Origin of the sequence: Rubrivirga litoralis (genome assembly GCF_031846415.1) — a bacterium.
Lineage (GTDB): Bacteria > Bacteroidota > Rhodothermia > Rhodothermales > Rubricoccaceae > Rubrivirga > Rubrivirga litoralis.
Genome location: NZ_JAVRHT010000012.1, coordinates 77,280 through 93,589 on the forward strand (window position 1 = coordinate 77,280; position 16,310 = coordinate 93,589).

18 protein-coding genes are annotated in these 16,310 nt (G+C 71.7%); 15 read left to right on the forward strand and 3 right to left on the reverse strand.

The features are described from left to right. Positions 1-25: 25 nt before the first annotated feature. From RM540_RS06790 to RM540_RS06820, 7 genes are all read left to right on the forward strand, one after another. Entirely contained in the window at positions 26-484 is a 459-nt protein-coding gene (locus tag RM540_RS06790; protein WP_311662798.1) for an RES family NAD+ phosphorylase, read from the forward strand. Between the two features lie 471 nt (positions 485-955). Then, positions 956-2,131, forward strand: a complete 1,176-nt coding sequence (locus tag RM540_RS06795) for a zinc-dependent alcohol dehydrogenase (protein WP_311662799.1) — start codon at positions 956-958, stop codon at positions 2,129-2,131. A 78-nt stretch (positions 2,132-2,209) separates the two neighbouring features. Further along, positions 2,210-2,614 carry a GlcG/HbpS family heme-binding protein gene (locus RM540_RS06800; protein ID WP_311662800.1) on the forward strand — a complete coding sequence of 135 codons (405 nt, stop codon included), beginning with the start codon at positions 2,210-2,212 and terminating at the stop codon, positions 2,612-2,614. 18 nt (positions 2,615-2,632) lie between these two features. Beyond that, positions 2,633-3,049, forward strand: a complete 417-nt coding sequence (locus tag RM540_RS06805; protein WP_311662801.1) for an ester cyclase — start codon at positions 2,633-2,635, stop codon at positions 3,047-3,049. A 58-nt stretch (positions 3,050-3,107) separates the two neighbouring features. Then, positions 3,108-3,878, forward strand: coding sequence for a TolB family protein (locus RM540_RS06810; protein WP_311662802.1), 771 nt, complete (start codon positions 3,108-3,110; stop codon positions 3,876-3,878). A 4-nt stretch (positions 3,879-3,882) separates the two neighbouring features. Then, positions 3,883-4,902 (forward strand): L-dopachrome tautomerase-related protein, encoded by a 1,020-nt coding sequence (locus RM540_RS06815; protein WP_311662803.1) that lies wholly within the window; start codon positions 3,883-3,885, stop codon positions 4,900-4,902. A 45-nt stretch (positions 4,903-4,947) separates the two neighbouring features. Continuing rightward, entirely contained in the window at positions 4,948-6,276 is a 1,329-nt protein-coding gene (locus RM540_RS06820) for a cation:proton antiporter (RefSeq protein ID WP_311662804.1), read from the forward strand. 84 nt (positions 6,277-6,360) lie between these two features. Here the strand turns inward: RM540_RS06820 and RM540_RS06825 are convergent, their stop codons facing one another. Further along, positions 6,361-7,365, reverse strand: coding sequence for a hypothetical protein (locus tag RM540_RS06825; RefSeq protein ID WP_311662805.1), 1,005 nt, complete (start codon positions 7,363-7,365; stop codon positions 6,361-6,363). Positions 7,366-7,620: 255 nt separating this feature from the next. On the opposite strand from RM540_RS06825, the gene RM540_RS06830 reads away from it, so the two are divergent. The 3 genes from RM540_RS06830 to RM540_RS06840 all read left to right on the forward strand — a co-directional run bounded on the left by RM540_RS06830 (position 7,621) and on the right by RM540_RS06840 (position 10,148). Then, complete coding sequence (locus RM540_RS06830) at positions 7,621-8,262, forward strand: LexA family protein (protein WP_311662806.1); 642 nt, start codon at positions 7,621-7,623, stop codon at positions 8,260-8,262. Between the two features lie 45 nt (positions 8,263-8,307). Next, positions 8,308-8,913 (forward strand): ECF-type sigma factor, encoded by a 606-nt coding sequence (locus tag RM540_RS06835; RefSeq protein ID WP_311662807.1) that lies wholly within the window; start codon positions 8,308-8,310, stop codon positions 8,911-8,913. Positions 8,914-9,065: 152 nt separating this feature from the next. Next, entirely contained in the window at positions 9,066-10,148 is a 1,083-nt protein-coding gene (locus tag RM540_RS06840; RefSeq protein ID WP_311662808.1) for a serine/threonine-protein kinase, read from the forward strand. Here the strand turns inward: RM540_RS06840 and RM540_RS06845 are convergent. Continuing rightward, positions 10,145-10,576: a hypothetical protein gene (locus tag RM540_RS06845; RefSeq protein ID WP_311662809.1), complete on the reverse strand. Its 432-nt coding sequence runs from the start codon at positions 10,574-10,576 to the stop codon at positions 10,145-10,147. The genes RM540_RS06840 and RM540_RS06845 overlap by 4 nt on opposite strands. 37 nt (positions 10,577-10,613) lie before the next feature. After that, positions 10,614-11,399: a ParA family protein gene (locus tag RM540_RS06850; protein WP_311662810.1), complete on the reverse strand. Its 786-nt coding sequence runs from the start codon at positions 11,397-11,399 to the stop codon at positions 10,614-10,616. Between the two features lie 169 nt (positions 11,400-11,568). On the opposite strand from RM540_RS06850, the gene RM540_RS06855 reads away from it, so the two are divergent. From RM540_RS06855 to RM540_RS06875, 5 genes are all read left to right on the forward strand, one after another. Next, positions 11,569-12,126: a S26 family signal peptidase gene (locus RM540_RS06855; RefSeq protein WP_311662811.1), complete on the forward strand. Its 558-nt coding sequence runs from the start codon at positions 11,569-11,571 to the stop codon at positions 12,124-12,126. Between the two features lie 130 nt (positions 12,127-12,256). Further along, positions 12,257-13,249, forward strand: coding sequence for a P-type conjugative transfer ATPase TrbB (gene trbB / locus RM540_RS06860; RefSeq protein ID WP_311662812.1), 993 nt, complete (start codon positions 12,257-12,259; stop codon positions 13,247-13,249). 123 nt (positions 13,250-13,372) lie between these two features. Continuing rightward, on the forward strand, positions 13,373-13,711 hold the full coding sequence (locus RM540_RS06865; RefSeq protein WP_311662813.1) for a TrbC/VirB2 family type IV secretion system protein: 339 nt from the start codon (positions 13,373-13,375) through the stop codon (positions 13,709-13,711). Next, positions 13,708-14,058, forward strand: a complete 351-nt coding sequence (locus RM540_RS06870; RefSeq protein ID WP_311662814.1) for a VirB3 family type IV secretion system protein — start codon at positions 13,708-13,710, stop codon at positions 14,056-14,058. Before RM540_RS06865 ends, RM540_RS06870 begins: the two co-directional genes overlap by 4 nt. Positions 14,059-14,102: 44 nt before the next feature. Further along, positions 14,103-16,310 (forward strand): hypothetical protein (locus RM540_RS06875; RefSeq protein WP_311662815.1); only part of this gene is annotated, 2,208 nt, incomplete at its 3' end.

Here is a 16,310-nt window from a genome sequence, read left to right on the forward strand (position 1 = left end):
CTCGACCCTGTCACACGGGGCGCCCATGACCGTCGTCTGGCGAATCGTCCGAGAGAAGCACGCCGCGACCGCGTTCAGCGGGGTCGGCGCAGCGAGAGCGCCCGGGCGGTTCAACAGCATGGGCACGCCCGTCGTGTACACGTCGGACTCGTACGCGCTGGCGATGCTCGAGGTGCGGGTCCACGTGGCGACGTTCCGCGGGATGCGGGACCGGGTGGCCGTGTCGGCCGAGGTCGACGACGACCTCGTCGAGGCGCTCACGGTGGCGGACCTGCCGCCTGACTGGCAGGAGCGCCCCGCGCCGACCTCGACGCAGGCACTGGGGGACGCCTGGGTGGCGTCGGGGCGGTCGGCGGTGCTCCGGGTGCCCAGCGTGGTCGTGCCGGAGCAGACCAACTACCTGCTCAACCCCCAGCACCCGGACTTCGGACGGATCCGCCTCGGAACGCCGGCGGCGCTGACGGTCGACCCGCGGCTTCGGTAGTCGCGGAGCGGATCGGCCGCGCGCTTCCACCTCGCGGAGTCTCTCCTACCGATCAGCCGGGGCACGCCCCGCCACTCAGCCGAAGCAGATCGGTCTGAGGACGTCCGCGGCGTCGCGGATCGTCTCTACGACCCCCTCCGCTCGCCTCGTCTCGACGTTCGGCGTCCCTTCCGGCGCCCGGTCCACGACGAGCAGCCGCGTGCGCACGGAGGTCCCGCAGGGGCGGCTCGATCTCGACACGGCGCCCGGACAGGGGACGAGCATCCGGGCAACGCTTCCGGTGGAACTCCGAACGGACGCCTCGATATAGAAACCCTGCTGGATTCGTCCGACTCCGGTGGCCCCCGACATGACGTTCGCCTGTCGGATCGTGCTCGCCGACGACGATGCCCATCATCGGGTGCGGCCTCCGTCAGTCGTTCGGCCGCAAGCCAGGCTAGAACAAATTCTCTCTCTCCTTCCCCCCTCACCATGAAAGCGCTCACCTGGCACGGCCAAGGCGACGTCCGCGTCGACACCCACCCCGACCCCGAGATCGAAGACCCCACCGACGTCGTCATCAAGGTGACCTCGACGGCCATCTGCGGCTCCGACCTCCACCTGTTCGACGGCTTCGTGCCGATGATGGAGGAGGGCGACATCATCGGCCACGAGCCGATGGGCATCGTCGAGGAGGTGGGCGCGAGCGTGACCAAGCTCAAGAAGGGCGACCGCGTCGTCGTTCCGTTCACGATCTCGTGCGGGCACTGCTGGTTCTGCGACCAGACCATGTACTCGTTGTGCGACAACACGAACCCCAAGCCCGAGAACGCGCGCGAGGCCATGGGCCACAGCCCGGCCGGCATCTTCGGGTACTCGCACCTCACCGGCGGCATCCCCGGCGGACAGGCCGAGTACCTGCGCGTGCCCCACGCCGACGTCGGCCCGATCGTGGTGCCCGGCGGGCTGACCGACGAGCAGGTCCTGTTCCTCTCGGACATCTTCCCGACGGGCTACATGGGCGCCGAGAACGCCGAGATCGAGGATGGCGACACCGTCGCGGTGTGGGGCTGCGGGCCGGTCGGCCAGTTCGCCATCCAGAGCGCCTGGATGCTGGGCGCCGGCCGCGTGATCGCCATCGACCGCGAGCCGGAGCGGCTGCGCATGGCGAAGGAGAACTCGAAGGCCGAGGTCGTCAACTTCGACGAGCTCGACGACCCGCTCCACAAGGTCTTGATCGACATGACCGACGGGCGCGGGCCGGACCGCTGCATCGAGGCGGTCGGGATGGAGGCGCACGGGGCGAGCGCGGCCAAGACGGTGCTCGACAAGGCGGCCCAGGCGACGCACACCCAGAGCGACCGGACCTACGCCATCAACCAAGCCATCATGGCCTGCCGCAAGGGCGGCACCATCTCGATGCCGGGCGTCTACGCCGGCGCCGGCTCGATCCAGATCGGCGCGTTCATGAACAAGGGGCTGACGTTGAAGACGGGCCAGACGCACGTCCAGCGCTACCTCCAGCCGCTGCTCGACAAGATCGAGTCGGGCGACATCGACCCCTCGTTCATCATCACGCACACGGCGCCGCTCGACGACGCGCCCGAGATGTACGAGACGTTCCGCGACAAGAAGGACGACTGCATCAAGGTCGTCCTCAAGCCCTGATCCTCCGCCACCTCCGCCTCCCTCTCCCGCCCCGCTGGTGACCGCCGCCAGCGGGGCGAACCGTTCTCCCGACTATCCATGACCACCGTCACCACCGCCCAGGCCACCGCCATCCTCGACGCCGCCCAGAAGAAGGCCGAGGACATGGGCATCAAGCAGAACATCGCCGTCGTCGATGCCGGAGCCAACCTGCTGGCCTTCCGGCGCATGGACGGCGCCTGGTTGGGCTCCATCGACATCGCTATCACCAAGGCCAAGACCGCGCGCTACTTCGACATGCCGACAGGTGACCTGGGCGAGATGAGCCAGCCGGGCAAGAGCCTGTACTCCATCGAGCACTCGAACGGCGGGCTGATCTCGTTTCCCGGCGGCATCCCGCTCGAAGACGGCGACACCGTGATCGGCGCCGTCGGCGTGTCTGGCAGCACCGTCGACGACGACCACGCCGTCGCCCAGGCGGGCGCGGACGCTCTCTCTTCCTAACCCGACGAACCAACCATCATGGACGCCAAGCAAAAGAACATCGACGCACAGAAGCGATGGGGCGAAGAGGTCGCCTCGAACGGCAAGCTCGACGTGCTCGACGACATCCTGGCCGACGACTTCGTGGACCACGACCCCGGCGACTACGCGCCCACCAGGGAGGGCGTCAAGCAGTTCTTCCGCGACTTCCGCACCGCCTTCCCGGACCTCAAGGCTGAGGTGGTCGAGATGACGGCGACCGACGAGTACGTGACCCTCCGCTACACGGTCAGCGGCACGCACCGCGGCGAGTTCATGGGCCACGCCCCGACCGGACGCTCGTTCGAGGCGCCGTCCATGCAGCTCGGCCGCTGGCGCGACGGTCGGTGCGTCGAGCGCTGGGGCGTGACCGACCAGTCGAAGATCCTGGAGCAGCTCGGCCTGATCGACGTGTAGCCCGGTGCCCGACGCGATCGCTCTCCGATCCGAGACCCGCCTGACCCGAGGGGACGGCGTGGACCTTCGCGCGGCGTGGAGCCCGGACGGGGGCTCCGTCGTGTTCGAGCGCCAGGAGAACGGGCGCTCGCGCCTGTTCCGGGTCGGCGCCGACGGAACCGACCTCGTCCCGCTCGACGCCTGCAACGACGGCGCCGAGACGGTCCAGGGCCGCCCCGCGTTTTTCGATGCGGACGACGTCGTGTTCGTCAACGACCGCGACGGCGACCTCGCGCTGTGGCGCTTCCGAGGCGACGCCGCCGAGCGGCTGACCGAGCCTGGGAGCGCCTCGGACTACGGCCCCGCCCCGCTGGCGGACGGCGCGGTCGTGTTCTTCCGCTCGGACCCGGACGGGCCGTCCCGTCTGCTTCGCCTCGACCCAGACGGCGGGCTCCGCGCGCTCGGCCAGGAGGGCGACCAGCCGTGGCCGACGGGCGGCGGGCTCGTGTTCCACTCCGACCGCGACGGGACGGACGCCGTCTGGCGGCTCGACGGCGGCGGCGCGGTCCGCGTCACCCCGGCCGGGCTGGACGAGGGCACCTCGTACGTCACGCCCATGCCGTCGCCGGGCGGCGGCTGGGTCGCGTTCGCGCGCGCCGACGGCGGCGTGTCTCAGGTCTGGCTCATGCGCCCCGACGGCCGCGACCGCCAGCGGCTCACCGACGGCGAGCCGCACAGCTTCCCCGCGTGGAGCCCGGACGGCGGGTCGCTCGTCGTCACGCGCGGCCGACCGACCTCCGACGACGCCCCGACGGGCGACCTCTGGCGCCTCACTCTCTCCTTCCCCTGATCCCATGCCTTCCCTCACCCTCGTCGCCCAGTTCGACCACCAGGTCACCGGCGTCACCGTCACGCACGACGGCCGCACGTTCGTCAACTTCCCCCGCTGGACCGAGGACAACGAGGTCTCCGTCGCCGAACTGATGGACGACGGTGGGCTCCGTCCCTACCCGAACGAGGAGTGGAACGCCTGGCGCAACGCCAACGACGCCTCGCCGGAGGACCACTGGGTCTGCGTCCAGGCCGTCGTCGCCGACGGCGACAGCGTCTGGGTGCTGGACCCCGCCGCGCCGGCCACGGCGCACCTGGTCGAGAACGGGCCGAAGCTGGTCCAGATCGCCCTCGACGGCGACCGCGTCGCGCAGACGGTCCGGTTCGGCGAGGACGTGGCGCCGGAGGGCAGCTACCTCAACGACGTCCGGTTCAGCCCCGACGGCACGACGGCGTACATCACGGACTCCGGCTGGCGCGGCGCCCTGGTCGTCGTCGATGTGGAGAGCGGGACGGCCCGGCGCGTGCTGGACGGCCACCCGTCGACGCAGCCCGAGGACGACGTGACGGTCGAGATCGACGGCGAGCGGCTGAGCCGTCCCGACGGGCGCGGCGCCGTCTTCGCCGCCGACAGCCTCGCGCTCTCGAACGACGGCGAGACGCTCTACTGGAAGGCGCTGACCGGCAAGACGCTCTACCGGATCGCCACGAGCGCGCTCCGCGACGAGAGCCTGGACGCCGACGCGCTGGCGGAGGCCGTCGAGACGGTCGGCCAGACCGAGGTCACGGACGGGCTGTGGATCCACTCGTCGGGCCGCTTCTTCCTGACGGCCGTCGAGAAAGACGCCGTCATCGAGCGCGACGGGGACACCGAGACGGTCGCGGTCCAGGACGACCGCCTGCGCTGGCCCGACACGATGAGCGAGGGGCCGGACGGTGCGATGTACGTCACGGCGTCGCACATCCAGGACTCGCCCTGGTTCGACCCGGCCGCCGACAAGAGCGTGCCGTCGGCGCTGTTCCGCTTCGACCCCGCCGGTTGAGCGCCCACGTCTCCCTAAGCTGACGCCCCAGCCGGACCCCCACCGATGGACCCGCGCATCCTCCTCTTCGTCCTCGCCGGGCTCGGCCTGATCGGGGCCGTCGCGCTGGAGCCCGTGCTCCGGCGGCTCCCCGTGTCCCTCCCGATGGTCTACGTCGGGATCGGGTGGCTCGTCTTCTCGCTCCCGCTCGGGCTCCCCACGCTCGACCCCGTCGGGAACGAGGTGCACGCCGTGGCGGCGGAGTACCTCACCGAGTTCATCGTGATCGCCTCGCTGATGGCCGTCGGCATCGCCATCGACCGGCCGTTCTCGTGGAGCGGATGGGGCCAGGTGTGGCCGCTGCTCGGGGTCACGATGGTGCTCTCGGTGGCCGCCGTGGCGCTGCTGGGATGGGCGTGGCTGGGCCTCACGCCCGCCGCCGCGATCCTGCTCGGCGCGGCGCTCAGCCCCACCGACCCCGTCCTGGCCGGGAGCGTCCAGGTCGGCCCGCCGGGCGAGAGCGAGCGAGACGACGTCCGGTTCGACCTGACGGTCGAGGCCGGGCTCAACGACGGCCTCGCCTTCCCGTTCACGCACCTCGCCATCGCCGCAGTCGGCGTGTCCAGCCTGGGCGCGTGGACGGCCGAGTGGGTCGCGCTCGACGTGGTCTGGCGCATCGCGGCCGGGGTCGCCGTGGGGTACGCCGTCGGGCGAGCCGGGGCGTGGTACGTCTTCGAGCGGTCGGAGGAGACGGATTCCGACGGGGACGCCGAGGCGGATGGAGATGCCGAGGAGGCCGATGACGACAAAGGCCGGACGAACGAGGGCCTCATCGTGATGGGGACGCTGCTGGCCGCCTACGGGCTGGCCGAGCTCGCCCACGGCTACGGCTTCCTCGCCGTGTTCGTCGGCGCGGTGACCGCCCGGCAGCGCCGCTCCGAGAGCGGCTACCACGCCATCGCGCACCACTTCATCGACCAGCTGGAGAGCGTGGTGCTCGTCGTGATGCTGCTCGGCTTCGGCGGGCTGCTCGCCAGCGGGATCCTCTCCGCGCTCACCGTCGAGGCCGCGCTGTTCGGCTTGGCCGCGATCTTCGTCGTCCGCCCGCTCGCGGGGATCGTCGGCCTGCTCCGGTGCCCGCTTCCGTGGCCGGGCCGGTGGGCCGTCGCCTTCCTCGGCATCCGCGGCATGGGGACGCTGTACTACCTCGCCTACGGGCAGACGCACGCCGACTTCGCGGACCTCGACGTGCTCTGGGCGACGGCGTCGTTCACGATCCTCGCCTCGATCCTCGTCCACGGGATGACCGCCGGAGCCGTCATGGAACGGCTGGAGCGGCGAGGCGAGAACGTCATTGCTGGCGCCGAATCCGACGTCGCTGTCACACGCGGGTAGCGGAGTCGGCGCTCGCGTTTAGCGACCGGCTCTGGGCGGTTTCCACCCGGTACTTTTTGGGGGGCTCGGTAGCCGCCCCTGCTGCTACCGGGCAGACGCGAGCACGTCCACGGCCTCGCCCACCGTCCCGACGACGGCCTCCACGCGCGCGCTGTCTCGCCGCGGCGAGTCTTCCGGCGCCCGGTCCACGACGAGCAGCCGCGTCCTCACGGAGGTGCCATAGGGCCGGTAGACGGCTCCGCCGATCTCGACGTCGGCCCGGAGCCGGAACGGGTTGGCATCGACGGCCTCGAAGAACGCCCGGTGCGTCGGCTTGCCGCGTCGGGCGCCCGCGCTGAGCACGGCCACTAGCCGCCCGCCCGCGTCGAGGCGGCGGAGGGCTTGGAGCACGTGGCCGGTCCCGACCGTCGGGACGCGGCGGCGGCCAAGGCGCCCAGCGGTCTGGGAAAAGGGCGGGTTCATTAAGACCATGTCGGCTCGGACGGACGGCGGGAGGATGGCGTCGAGGTGGTCGGCGTTCTCGCGCGTGAGCGTCTGGGACGGGTCCTGGCCCGCCTCGGCCAGGAGCACCGCCAGCAGGTCGGCGCGGCGGCCGGAGAGCTCGTTGGCGTGGACCGTGGCGCCAGAGGCCAGCGCGAAGGTGCAGAGCGCTCCGGTCCCGGCGGAGGGCTCGATCACACGGTCATTTTTCCCCACCCCGCTCACCCACGCGCAGAGACCGGCGTAGGCCGCAGGCGTCGAGAACTGCTGGAAGTCGTTCTGCTCCGCCGTCCGGCGCGTCTGGCTGGGCAGGAGCGCCGAGAGCCGCTCGACCTCGGCGAGCGTGTCGCGGACGCCAGAGGCCTCTGGCGGAAGGCACCCGACGGTGCTGAGCAGGTGGAGGTGGAGACCGAGCTCGGCGGCGTCGTATGCGTCGCGGGGTGTGAAGACGCCTTGGGCGAGCGTGCCGCCGTATGCGCGAGCCGCCAGCGTGAAGAGGTCGCCAGAGGTCAGAGACTCCGAGCCTCGGACGTGAGCCTCGACCTCGCGAGCGAGGCGAACGGCGGGGCTGGTCGTGTCTGTTTCGAGGGCGGAAAGAGAGCTCGTCATGGGTTTGAGGGGCGGTTCGAGGCTGGAAGTGGTGCCGACGGCGCGTCACGGGGGTCGCGCCGTCGGCACCACTGGAGGACGAATCGGCTGGTCTCGGTTCAGTTTTTCGGTCTCCGCCCACGTCCCCCTCCCCCTCTGTTCCCACTCGACTTGCGGCGAATCCGTATCCCCCCTGGACCGGCTCCGCCCCCGATTTCCAGTCTTCGGGCACCCGAGTTATCACCTCGGAGTGTAAACTGACAGCCTCCCCGTCACATGCAAGCACTCGTGCTCTACCCGCGACAAGCCGAGCTCCTGAACCTCATCCGCAAGGCCATCGGCCGGACGGGCGCCGCCCCGAACGGCCGTGAGCTCGCAGGGCGGATGGGGCTCGCGAACGTCTCGGCCGTCTACGCACACCTCCGCAAGCTGGAAGCCGCGGGCTTCGTCCGGCTCACGTCGGGCGGCCGGGGCGTCCCGCTCCAGATCGAGCTGACCGAGGAGGGCGAGCGGCACGGCCGCGCCCGTCCCTGGCCCCGCCTCGGCACGATCCCCGCCGGTCCCATCACCGACGTGTCCCAGCAGGCCGACGAGTTCGTCACGACGCTCCCGGACCTCGTCCCCCAAATGCGGCCAGGCGACTACCTCCTCGACGTCGAAGGCTACTCCATGCAGGGCGTCGGCATCGTGCCCGGCATGACGCTCGTGATGCGGCCCGAGGTCACGCCGACCGCACGCGACGTGTGCTCGGTCTACGTCGAGGGCGAGGGCAACACGCTCAAGCACGTCGTCTGCGACGGGTCATACGTCCGGCTCGTGGCCGCCAACCCCGAGTTCGCCGAACAGCGCGTGCACGCACGCGCGGTCCGCGTCCAGGGCGTCGCCATCGCGTCGTTGGCCGTCCAGTCGTTCCGCTAGCGCCGCGCTGGCGGTTTCTGTCCACCGTCCCCCACCACTCCCTCGATGATCGCCACGTCCCCCCTCCCCGTCCGCACCGAGGCCGACGCCCAGCGCGCCGTCTACGCCGACCTCCGCATGATCGCCCGGAGGCTCCGCTCGCGAGAGAGCTCTGGGATCACGCTCGCCACGACGGGCCTCGTCCACGAGGCGTACCTCGCGCTCCAGCGCGAGTCGACGCGCGAGGCCAGCGACATCGGCCAGGGCGCGAGCGTCCCCCTCGGGCTCTACGCCCGAGCCATGCGGAACGTCTTGGTGAGCGCGGCCCGGAAGCGCGGCGCCGACAAGCGCGGCGGCGGGGTCCGGGCGGTCCAGCTCAACGACCACGACGTGCGCGCGGGGGCGGACCCGGCGGGCCTCGAGGGCTGGGCGCACCTCGCCGTCGACCTCGACCGGGCGATGGACCGGCTCCAGCGGGCCGGGGAGCGGCTCCACCATGTCGTCGAGCTCAAGTTCTTCGCGGGGCTCGAGATCACCGAGATCGCCGCCATCACGGGCACCAGCCCGGCGACCGTGAAGCGCGACTGGGAGAAAGCCCGCGTGCTGCTCTACGCCTTCGTCGCGGAGGACGAGCCGTCCGCGTCTGGAAGCGCCCGCTCCCAAGCGTCATGAGTCCACTCCCCGCCTCCAGCCCGGACGGTGGGGAGACCACCGGCGGGCACTCTGCGAACGGCGCGGCGCCCCTTTCCGGCACCGCTCTGCGCGAGCGTCTACGGGCAGTTCCAGAAGGAGACTCCACGTCCGCGTCGATCCATACCGACGGGGTGCTCCTCGACCTCCTGCTCGACGCCGAGACGTCGGAGCGGTCCCGCGTCGTCGCCCTCGTCCGCGAGCACGCGCCGGAGTACGCCGGGCGCGCCGAGGCGCTGGCCCTCGCCGTCGGCGCCGCGCCAGAGGCCGGTTTCCTCGCGCGCCCCGCGGCCGAGACGTTCGCGGCCCACCTTGCCGATCCCGACCTCGCACCCGGAGACGTCGTCGGCGCCTACCGAGTGGTCCGCGAGATCGGACGTGGCGGGATGGGCGTCGTCTACCTCGCCGAGCGCCCCGACGTAGGACTCCGCGCGGCGCTCAAAGTGCTCGCCGGTCCCGTCGCCGACGACGACGCGCTCGACCCCGACCTCGAACGGTTTCGGGAGGAACGGCGGCACCTCGCGGGGCTCGTCCACCCCGGCGTGACCCAGCTCTACGACGCTGGACATACCGATGACGGGCGGCCCTACTTCGTGATGGAGCTCGTCGAGGGCGAGCCGATCACGGGCTACGCCGACCGGCGTCGCCTCGGGCCCCGCGACCGGGCCGAGCTGTTCGTCCAGCTCTGCGAAGCTGTCCGGCACGTCCACGGGCGCGGGGTCGTCCACGGTGACGTGAAGCCCGACAACGTGTTGGTGGCCGACGACGATGAGGGCCGCCCGGTCGCGAAGCTGCTCGACTTCGGCGTTGCCGCGCGCTGGCGAGGCATCTCGAGACGAGGGACTGAGGCCCCTCCCCTGCCCTACCGCCCGTTCACGTACGCCTACACCGCCCCGGAGCTCGTAGCCGGGGGCGCACCGACTCCGGCGTCCGACGTGTACGCGCTCGGCGTCGTGCTCCGCGACTTGGTCGCTGGTGGTCCTGCGGCGCCGCGTGGCCTCCGCTTGTGGCTCAAAGCGCTCGCCCAGCGGGCGGCGAGCCCCGACGTTGGACGGCGACCGGCGACGGCCGTGGATCTTTTGGCCGAGGTCCGCGCCGCCCTCCGCGTGGAGTCGCAGCACTCGTCGGCGCCGCTCTCCAGTCCAACCCTGTTCGCGCTCGTGGCCGCGTCGGCGCTCGCGGCGGCCGTGGTCGCTCGCGCGGTGGGCCGCAGCTAGCGCCCGCGCAGGTTTCCGAAGTGACGGGCGTCGAGCGCGAACCCCCCTCCCCTGCTCCGCTCGGTCTCGTCGATGTGGCGCTGGAGCGCCTCCTGAACGAAGTCGTTCTGGCTCGCGCCGCTCTCCTCGGCCGCCGCGCGGACCTTCGCGCGCATCCACGCCGGGACGTTCCAGTTGCCCTGGACCGTCCGCTCGTACGCCTCGTCGCCAGGGGCGGGCGCCTCGGGACGCTGGACGGGCTTGGCCGGTCCGACGGCGCCGCCAGAGGCTTTCTTGACCCGCTTCGGCTTGGCTTTGGGCTTTGGGTTCTCCGCCTCGGCGAGCGGCGCTTCGGCAGGCGGGGTGGCCGCGCCGAAAGCGCCCTCGAAGGCGGTTCCCTCGGTCGTGGCAGGTCCGATGTTGAGGCGAGGTTTGCGGGACTTTGCCATAGGTGCTAGGGTCTAGATACTAGGGGCTAGGTTCGGGTCAGACGATCCGGGGCGAGGGTCGGGCTTCGATCTCGTCCGCCAGCGCGGCGTAGTCCTGCGCGGCCGTGGACGAGCGGTCGTAGAACGGGAGCGGGACGCGGGCCATCTCGGACTCCCGCACCCGGACGGTCTCGCGGATGTAGGTCTTGAGCCCGCCCTTCCCGTCCGGCCCCGCCACCTGGCCCGCGACGTACTCGGCGAGGTCGAGGTCGTGGTGGCTCGACACGTTGACGCGCGTCGCGAACGCGCCCGTGACCGGCGTCGTCCCGAACCGCTTCGAGAGCTCCATCACGTCGACGAGTCCGTCGAGCGCGCCTCGCCCGGAGGCGACGGGCACGTAGACCTCGTCGGCCGACGCGAGCGTGGCCGTCACGAGGGCCGACGCCTGGGGGGGCGAGTCGATGACGACGAAGTCGTAGTCGGCTTCGACGGCGTCGAGGAGTGCGACGAGCCGGTTGGCGAGCCGGGCGACCGCCTGGCCCTCGAACTGGACGAGCTGGCGGCTGGCCGGGACGATATGGAGCACGCCGCCGTTCTCGGCGAGCGGCTTATCCCAGAGCCCCTCGGGGCGGAGCACGGCGGCTTCCGCCTCGATCTCGCCTTTGAGGTACTGCGCGGCGGCGTGGGACGGGTCGAGCCCCGCCGACTTGGTCAGCGTCGCCTGCGGGTCGAGGTCGACCAGCAAGACGCGGCGCCCACGGCGGGCCAGTTCGGCCGCGACGGCGAGCGAGGAGGTTGTCTTGGACGAGCCGCCTTTGAGATTGCTGAAAGCGATGACGCGCACGGGGGAAGGGTATGTGATCCTAGCCCCTAGATACTACCGGCTAGGGTCTATTGTCGAGATCCTAGACACTAGACATTCTACAAAGCCTGCCCTGAGCCTCCGACGCACCTTTCCGCGCTGGTGCGGGCAAACATGATCTAGGGTCTAGATGCTAGGACGAACAGGCTCCGTGCGCCGCAACCATGACCGCCGGAGGCGCCGTCTTCGCAGGTGGGCGGTCGCGCTCGGCGCGGCCGTCGTCGTCGTCGTAGCGGGCGCACTCTTCGGCGTCCGCGTCAACACGACGCCGAGCCTCCCGCGAGGGCTCTACGTCGCCTCGGCGCTGGGCGAGCGACCCGTCGCACGCGGCGACCTCGTGGCCGCGTGCCCAGACACGGCCGCTGTCCGGCGGCTCGGCCGGTACTGGACGAACGGGCGGTGCCCAGGCGGCTCCCAGCGCCCCGACGGCGTCCGGCCGCTCGCGAAGCCCGTCGCAGGCCTTCCAGGCGACACCGTCCGCGTCGACAGCGCGGGCGTTTGGGTAGGGGAGAGGCATCTGCCTGCGAGCGCACCGCTCGTCCGTGACCGCGCTGGTCGACCCGTCCAGCCCGCGCTCGGGGTTCACGTCCTCGGGCCGGGCGAGTATTGGCTGCACTCCGGCCGGGTGCCGACGTCCATTGACTCCCGCTACACCGGCCCCGTCCGCGTCGTCTTGGAGCGGCTCCGGCCGCTCTGGACGGAAGACTGAGCGGGCTCGTGAGCCTCAGGCCACTCGCGGCGCGCTCTGCCAGTCGGACCCGCCCGGCCGCCTCTCCGAACGAGGTGACAGCCCGGTGAGCGCCGCCGACGGCGGGTCCAGACATCCACAGACCCCTCCCGTGCCCACGTCCGCCCGCCCAACGCCACAGACCGGAGCGAACACCGGTGAGGCCGGGCGAGAGGGCCGCTACCGCGAGCTCATGGAGCGGTACCTCGGCCCGCGCGTCGTCGAGGCGTTCGCCGACGACGACGTGACCGAGGTCTACGTCAACGGCGACGGCCGCTTGCGTCTCGACACGCACTCGCGCGGCAAAGTGCTCGCAGGCGTCCAGCTCCGGGCAGCGCGTGTCGAGCAGTTCTTGCACGCCGTGGCTGCCTTCCACGGCGACGCGCTCCACGGCGGCACGCCGACCGTCCAGGCCGAGCTCCCCGACGCCACGTTCGGCGGCGCCCGTCTCCAGGGGTTCCTCTCGCCACTGGCGGAGGCGTCGTGCTTCGTGATCCGCAAGCGGGCCTCGCGCGTCTTCGACCTCGACAGCTACGTCCCCAGCGTGATGACGGCCCGGCAGCGGTTCGCGCTCCGCGACGCCGTTCGGGACCACGAGAACGTGCTCGTCTGCGGCGGGACCGGATCGGGCAAGACGACGCTGTGCAACGCACTCCTGAAGGAGATGACCGACCAGTTCCCCGACGAGCGGATCGTGGTCCTGGAGGACACGGGCGAGCTCCAGTGCGCGGCCGACGACCACTTGCAGCTCAGAACCTCAGACGACGTGTCGCTCGCCGACCTCGTCCGGCACACGTTGCGCTGCACGCCCGACCGGATCGTCGTCGGCGAGGTCCGCGACGAGGCCGCGCTCCACCTCCTGGACGCCTGGGCGACGGGCCACCCCGGCGGGTGCGCGACGCTCCACGCGACCACGGCGCTCGGCGCGCTCCACCGGCTCGGGCGGCTCGCGCAGCGGGCCAATGTGCCGCCCCAGCACGAGCTGGTGGCCGAGGCCGTCGGCGTCGTACTCGTGATCCAAGGCGGCAACCAGGGCCGCCGCGTGACCGAGCTCGTCCGCGTGGACGGCCAGCACGCGGGGACCTACGAGCTCTCGCCCGTCTGAGCGGCCCTGTGCGCTCGCGTGGCGCCGGGTGAGCCTCGGACGCGGCCCGCCGCGCTCTCGCGCAGTAGGCGGCCCTCCAGAGCCTCTGGCGAGCCGCTCCGCTGTCCAACACACCCCGCGCCCATGCACCGCTCGCTCCAGCCCGATTCCAGCCGTCGCGTCCTCATCGGACGCGCCCTCACGCTCCTCGCCCTCGCGGCCGTCCTGGCCGACCCCGCCGCAGCCTCTGGCGGCGCGGCGATGCCGTGGGACGGCCCGCTCCAGACCATCGCCGACGCGCTCACCGGCAACACCATCCGCCTCGTCGCCGTAATCGCGCTCGCCGCTGGCGGCATCGTGTGGGCGTTCACCAAGAACGAGGAGGGCGTCAAGCGGATCGGCCAGGCCGTGCTCGGCCTCGGGGTCGCCATCGGCGCGGCATCGTTCGCCGCCACGCTCGGCATCTCGGGCTCGACGTTTTGAGCCGAGCCCAGAGCCCGAGAGGGGAGAGGGCGAAGCTCCCCGAGCGGCCGGTCCACCAGTCGCTCGTTCGGACGCCTCGCTACGCCGGGGTCGACCGGACCTTCCTCGTCTTGGAGGTCACGCTCGTCGTCTGCCTCGGCTACCTCATGGGCGTCTCGTGGGCGACGGCGGGCGTCGTCCTGCTCACGGTCGGCGTGGTCCACCCGCTCATGGTCCGGCTCTCGGCCGACGACGACCTCCTCCCGCATTTGGTCGTGCGGACGCTCACGCAAGCCGACGCCTACGACGCACTCCCACCTGCGACGGGCTCGGGCCGCAAGCCGAGTCCGGCCGTTCCTACGCCGTAGCGGCGATTCGCAACGACTAGAACCTAGCGTCTAGATCCTAGAACATGAGTTTGCTTTCTGCCGCCGCTGGCCTCGCCGCCGGGTCCCTGGGGGCCGCCGCTCTCGGAAAGCTCCGCGAGCACCGAAAGACGCCGCGCGCGCTCTCCGACCTGCTCGGCTGGGGCTTCCTGGTGGGGGAGGGGGTCGTGCTGACGAAGGACGGCTCGTTCCTGGCGGCGTGGCGCGTCCGGGGCCGCGACCTCGCGTCCTCGACCACGGGAGAGGTCGCCGCACTGGCGACGCACGTCGGCGCTGCGCTCTCGGCCTACGGCGACGGCTGGATGATCCACGCCGACGCCGTCCGCCGCGAGGCCGTCGGCTACGCGCCGCCCGACCGGTGCCACTTCCCCGACCCCGTGAGCGCGCTCGTCGACGAGACGCGCCGCGCGCGGTACACGGCGACCGCCGAGCACTACGAGACCGAGTCGGTCTTCTCGCTCACCTACACGCCGCCACCGGGGCTCGTGGGGCGGCTCCAGAAGGCCGTCGTCGCAGGGCGAGACGAGGCCTCCGGCGTCGACTGGGACCGGCTCCTCGGGCAGTTTGAGCGCGAGGCGCGCGGGCTCCGCGACCGCCTCTCGTCGTCTGTCCGAATCGAAAGACTCAGTAGTGCGGACCTGCTCCGCCACCTCCACGAGTGCCTGACCGGGCTGCCCCACGCCGTCGGCGTGCCGGGCCACGGCGCCTACCTCGACTACGCGCTCGCCGACCAGCCCTTCGTCGGCGGCTTCGAGCCGCGCGTGGGCGCGAAGCACGTCCGCGTCGTCGCCGTGCAGGGCTACCCGAACGCGACGACGCCCGGCCTCGCCGACCCGCTCTTGCGGCTGCCGTTCCCGTACCGGTGGAGCCTGCGGTTCCTGCCGTTCTCGCCTGCGACGGCGACCAAGGTGATCGGCAAGGCCCAGCTCGGGTGGTTCCAGAAACGGCGCGGCGCGGGCGACTGGGTGAAGGACATGGCCTCGAAGGAGAAGCGCCAGGACACCGAGATGGACATCGCCTTCCAGGACGCCAACGCGAGCCAGATGGTGCTCGACGCCGGGGCCGCGCGGGCGTCGAACACGGGCGGCGAGCTCCGCTTCGGCTACCTCACGGCCTGCGCCGTCGTGATGGCGGACACCAAGCGCGCGGCCGACGACCGGGCCGCCGGGCTCCTCAAGGCCGTCCGCGACCTCGGGCTCACGGGCCGCGTCGAGGACGTGAACGCCGTCGACGCCCTCATCGGCTCTCTGCCTGGCCACGGCCACGCCAACCTCCGCCGCCCCGTCTTGTCGACCGACAACTTGGTCGACCTCCTCCCTCTCACCGCCCCGTGGGGCGGGCACCGCGAGGTGCCGAGCGGGCTGTTCCCCGAGGGCTCGCCGCCGCTCCTGTGGGCCAAGACCGATGGGAGCACGCCGTTCCGGTTGTGCCTTCACGAGGGCGACGTGGGCCACACGCTCATCGTCGGCGCGACGGGCGCGGGCAAGTCCGTGCTCGTCGGGCTGCTCCTCGCGCAGTGGCGACGCTACGCAGGCGCCCGGACGGTGACCTTCGACGTCGGCTACAGCCACTACGTCTCCGGCCGTGCGATGGGCGCGGCGCACTACGACCTCGCCGGGCCTCTGGCGGCGGGCCGTCCGGTCGAGATGCAGCCGCTCCGCGACGTGGACCGGCCCGAGGTGCGGACGTGGGCCGTCGACTGGGTCGAGTCCCTGGTCGAGCTCCAGGGCGAGCGGTTGTCGCCCGACGAGCGGGGCCGACTGGCGCACGCCGTCGGCCTGCTGGCGGAGAGCCCGCCCGAGGACCGGACGCTGACGGCGCTGCTGGTCGGACTGGGCGACGAGCGGCTCCGGGCGCTCGTCCGGCCGTACACGCTGGAAGGACCGTATGGCCAGCTCTTCGACGCCGACCGCGACTCGTTCGGGAGGGGAGACGAGGCCGTCCGGCACCAGGTCGTCGAGCTCTCACATTTGGTCGGCATGTCCGACCGCGTGCTCGTCCCAGCGCTGACCTACCTCTTCCGCCGCGTCGAGGAGAGCCTGGACGGCTCGCCGACGCTCATCGTGATTGAGGAGGCCTGGGCCGCGCTCATGCACGGCCGCTTCGCCGACCGGCTCCGCCAGTGGCTCTTGACGCTCCGCAAGCGCAACGCGGCGGTCGTTGTCGTGGCCCACAGCCCGGCTCAGTTTCGCGACCCCGGCGTCAAGGGCGCGCAGCTCCTGGTCGAGAGCTGT

Coding starts and splice junctions, on each gene's coding strand:
- RM540_RS06790 (WP_311662798.1), top strand. CDS start 26: ATGACCGTCGTCTGGCGAATCGTCCGAGAGAAGCACGCCGCGACCGCG.
- RM540_RS06795 (WP_311662799.1), top strand. CDS start 956: ATGAAAGCGCTCACCTGGCACGGCCAAGGCGACGTCCGCGTCGACACC.
- RM540_RS06800 (WP_311662800.1), top strand. CDS start 2,210: ATGACCACCGTCACCACCGCCCAGGCCACCGCCATCCTCGACGCCGCC.
- RM540_RS06805 (WP_311662801.1), top strand. CDS start 2,633: ATGGACGCCAAGCAAAAGAACATCGACGCACAGAAGCGATGGGGCGAA.
- RM540_RS06815 (WP_311662803.1), top strand. CDS start 3,883: ATGCCTTCCCTCACCCTCGTCGCCCAGTTCGACCACCAGGTCACCGGC.
- RM540_RS06820 (WP_311662804.1), top strand. CDS start 4,948: ATGGACCCGCGCATCCTCCTCTTCGTCCTCGCCGGGCTCGGCCTGATC.
- RM540_RS06825 (WP_311662805.1), bottom strand. CDS start 7,365: ATGACGAGCTCTCTTTCCGCCCTCGAAACAGACACGACCAGCCCCGCC.
- RM540_RS06830 (WP_311662806.1), top strand. CDS start 7,621: ATGCAAGCACTCGTGCTCTACCCGCGACAAGCCGAGCTCCTGAACCTC.
- RM540_RS06835 (WP_311662807.1), top strand. CDS start 8,308: ATGATCGCCACGTCCCCCCTCCCCGTCCGCACCGAGGCCGACGCCCAG.
- RM540_RS06845 (WP_311662809.1), bottom strand. CDS start 10,576: ATGGCAAAGTCCCGCAAACCTCGCCTCAACATCGGACCTGCCACGACC.
- RM540_RS06865 (WP_311662813.1), top strand. CDS start 13,373: ATGCACCGCTCGCTCCAGCCCGATTCCAGCCGTCGCGTCCTCATCGGA.